This window comes from Nocardioides sp. NPDC023903, from assembly GCF_040639295.1.
Classification (GTDB): Bacteria; Actinomycetota; Actinomycetes; order Propionibacteriales; family Nocardioidaceae; genus Nocardioides.
On sequence record NZ_JBEZZS010000074.1, the window covers coordinates 1 to 3,706 of the forward strand.

General features: G+C 68.2%; 3 protein-coding genes. All 3 read right to left on the minus strand.

Annotated features, from left to right (window positions below; all coding sequences use genetic code 11):
- Positions 1–172: 172 nt before the first annotated feature.
- From AB0F44_RS29995 to AB0F44_RS30005, 3 genes are read right to left on the minus strand one after another with little or no spacing between them, the layout of a single operon-like run.
- Entirely contained in the window at positions 173–1,783 is a 1,611-nt protein-coding gene (locus AB0F44_RS29995) for a glycoside hydrolase family 13 protein (RefSeq protein ID WP_357360995.1), read from the minus strand.
- A gap of 14 nt (positions 1,784–1,797) precedes the next feature.
- Positions 1,798–2,676 (minus strand): ABC transporter permease subunit, encoded by an 879-nt coding sequence (locus AB0F44_RS30000; RefSeq protein WP_357360996.1) that lies wholly within the window; start codon positions 2,674–2,676, stop codon positions 1,798–1,800.
- A complete protein-coding gene (locus AB0F44_RS30005) occupies positions 2,660–3,544 on the minus strand; it encodes a sugar ABC transporter permease (RefSeq protein ID WP_357360998.1) in 885 nt (294 codons plus the stop codon). Before AB0F44_RS30005 ends, AB0F44_RS30000 begins: the two co-directional genes overlap by 17 nt.
- Positions 3,545–3,706 lie beyond the last annotated feature (162 nt).

The window sequence follows — 3,706 nt, forward strand, 5'->3', positions numbered from 1 at the left end:
GGCCGGCGCCGCCCGCCGCGTCGCCCGCGCCTTCCCTCTCGTCGGCCGAGTCGGCACTGATGTGCCAACTCGGCCGACGGGGGTGACTTCTCCGCGCTTCGCGCGGTTACTCCCTCGCTCGGCGCGAGCGGACGAGCAAGCTCGCCGCTCGACCTCGCTCCGGTCGTCTCGGCTAGATCTGCCACCAGGCGGTGGTGTCTGCGGGGAGTTCCGCGGAGCCGTCGGTGATGGGCACGGGGCCCGAGGAGGAGAGGAGTACGCGGCCGGGGGCGGTGATGCGTACCGGCTCCTTGGTGGTGTTGACCGTGCAGGCGAAGCCGTCACGCTCGAACCAGAGGACCCCGGCGGGGGCCTCGTCGTGCCAAGTCACCGCGTCGCCGGCACCGAGACCGGGGACCTCGCGGCGGGTGCGGATGGCGGAGCGGTAGAGCTCGAGGGTCGAACCCTCGACACCCGTCTGGGCCTCGACGCTCAGCTCGCCCCATTCCGACGGCTGCGGCAGCCACGAGCCACCGTCGCCGAAGCCGTAGGAGGAGCCCGACCGGGTCCACGGCAGCGGCACCCGGCAGCCGTCGCGGAAGCCGTCCTGGCCGTTGGCGCGGTGGAACGAGGGGTCCTGACGGACCTCGTCGGGCAAGTCGGTGACGTCGGGCAGGCCGAGCTCCTCGCCCTGGTAGACGTACGCCGATCCCGGAAGCGCGAGCATCAGCAAGGTGGCCGCGCGAGCCCGCCGGAGCCCGAGCTCACGATCGCCCGGCGTTCGGATCTGGGTCCCCGATCCCGGCGGGTTCGCGAACCGGGTGGCGTGCCGGGTGACGTCGTGGTTGGACAGCACCCAGGTCGCCGGAGCGCCGACCGGGCGCATCGCGTCCAGGGAGCTGTCGATGACCTTGCGCAGCGCCGCGGCATCCCAGGCCGTGTCGAGATACTCGAAGTTGAAGGCCTGGTGCAGCTCGTCAGGACGTACGTAGTTTGCCGACCGCGCCACCGTAGGCGTCCACGCCTCGGCGACGAAGATCCGGTCGGGATAGTCGGCCAGCACGCGCCGCCACGAGCGGTAGATCTCGTGTACGCCGTCCTGGTCGAAGAAGGGCATCACGTCGTTGCCGAGCAGGTGGAGCTGGTCGGCGTGGCCGATGGACGGCAGGCCCTCGGCCTTGACCAGGCCGTGGGCGACGTCGATGCGGAACCCGTCGATGCCGAGGTCGAGCCAGAAGCGCAGGATGTCCAGGAACTCCGCGTGCACCTCGGGGGAGTTCCAGTTGAAGTCGGGCTGCTCGGGGGCGAAGAGGTGGAGGTACCACTCGCCGTCGGGCACCCGGGTCCAGGCGGGACCGCCGAAGATGGAGTCCCAGTCGTTGGGCGGCTCCTCGCCGTTCTCACCGCGTCCGGGCAGGAAGTGGTAGCGCGACCGCATCGGCGACCCGGGACCTTCCGCCAACGCCTGCTGGAACCACACGTGTTCCGAGGACGAGTGGTTGGGGACGATGTCGGCGATGAGCTTGAGCCCGAGCTCGTGTGCCGAGGAGATCAGCGCGCGAGCGTCGTCCAACGTCCCGTAGCGCTGGTCAACCGCCCGGTAATCGGACACGTCATAGCCCCCGTCGGCCTGCGGCGAGGCGTAGAACGGGCTCAGCCAGACCGCATCCACCCCCAGGTCGCGGAGGTAGGGGAGTCGGGACCGGATCCCGGGAAGGTCACCGGTGCCGTCGCCATCGCTGTCGGCGAAGCTGCGGGGGTAGACCTGGTAGATGACGGCATCACGCCACCACTCGGAGGACATCAACAGATTACCTTTCAGCCCTTGACGCCGCCGGCGGTCAGACCGGTGACGACGTGTCGTTGGACGAGATAGAAGAAAACGGTGACGGGGATGGCGATGAGGACCGCGGTGGCGGCCATCAGGTTCCACTGCGCGTCGTGTTCGCTGACGAAGCTCTGCAGTCCGACCGCGAAGGTGTACTTCGAGTCGTCGAGCAGGAACGTCGAGGCGAACGCGACCTCCGCGAACGCGGTGATGAAGGCGTAGAACGCGGCCACCGCGAGACCCGGCCGAGCCAGCGGCAGGATCAGCCGCCAGAACGTGCCGAACGGGGTGAGTCCGTCGATCATGCCGGCCTCGTCGAGCTCGACCGGGATCGTGTCGAAGTAGCCCTTCAGCAGCCAGGAGCAGTAGGGGACGATCGTGGTGCAGTTGACCAGGATCAGGCCCATGTGCGAGTCGACCAGGCGGAGCTGGGAGAAGATCTCGTACATCGGCACGATCAGCACCGCGATCGGGAACGCCTGCGTCAGCAGCAGGACCCACATCAGCGGCCGGTGTCCGGGGAACCGCATCCGGGAGACCGCGTAGCCGGTCGTCGCCGCCGACATCACGCCGAACAGGGTCGTGCCACCTGCGACCACCATCGTCGACCACAGCCAGTTGAAGAAGGCCGTGTTGGTCAGCACGAACGAGTAGTTGTCCAGCGTCGCCTTCGCGAAGATCCCGCCGGGGTGGAGGTAGTCGTCCTTGTCCGGTCCCAGGGAGAGGTAGACGAGCCAGACGATGGGGAACAGTGCGATCAGCGACGCCACCGTGAGCGTCACGTGCGTGCCCACGCGCGCGACCGGGCCGAGTTCTCCGCGGCGGCGCTGCTTTGTAACGGGCGCGTTGAGGCTAGGCGAGCTGGTCATTGCGTTTCAACCACCGGTAGTAGAAGGACGTGAAGACGATCAGGATCGCGAGCAGGAGCACGCCGTACGCCGCCGACATGGCGAAGTCGCGAGGCTGCTGCCCGAATCCGAGTCGATAGGCCCAGGTGACCAGGATCTGCGCGTCCGGCGCGGTGTTGCCGAAGAGCAGGAAGATGATCGCGAACTGGTTGAAGGTCCAGATCACGCCGAGCAGGACGACGGTCGAGCTCACCGACGACAGCCCCGGCAGGGTGACGTGGCGGAACCGCTGCCAGGCGTTGGCGCCGTCGATCTCGGCGGCCTCGTAGAGGTTCTCGTCGATCGACTGCAGCCCGCCGAGCAGGGAGAGCATCATGAACGGCACGCCGCACCAGGTGTTGACCATGATCGCGGCCGTACGCTGCCAGGTGGGATCCTCGAGCCAGCTCGGCTGGGCGAGACCGATCGTGTCGAGCATCGAGTTGATGACGCCCGCGTCGGCCAGCATGATCCGCCAGGCGAAGACGGTGACGAACGTCGGCACCGCCCAGGGCAGGATCAGCAGCAGCCGGTACGCCACGCGCCCGCGCAGCCGCTGGTTGAGCATCATCGCCAGCCCGAGGCCGATCACGTAGTGCAGGACGACGCAGGTGACGGTCCAGACGATGGTCCACACGAAGTGGGACCAGAAGCGGTCATAGGCCGCCGGGCCCCACAGGATCTCGGCGTAGTTGTCCAGACCGATGAACTTGTACGTCGCATCGATCGTGTTGACGCCGATGGTGCGTGCCGAGTTGAGGCTGTTGGCGTCGGTCAGGGTCAGATAGAAGCCGCGCAGGAGCGGGTAGCCGACGAGCACGCCGAGCACGATCACGACGGGCGCGACCATCGCGTAGGCGTACCAGTAGCGGCGGTAGGAGTCTCGCGCGCGCTGGAGGGGGCGGGGCGCCCGCCGCCGCCGCCCGGACCCAGTCGACCCCGCTGCTGGAGATCTCCCCCGAGGAACTCGCCTCGGTGATGGCGGTCAACATCGGCGGCACCTTCGCCGCCT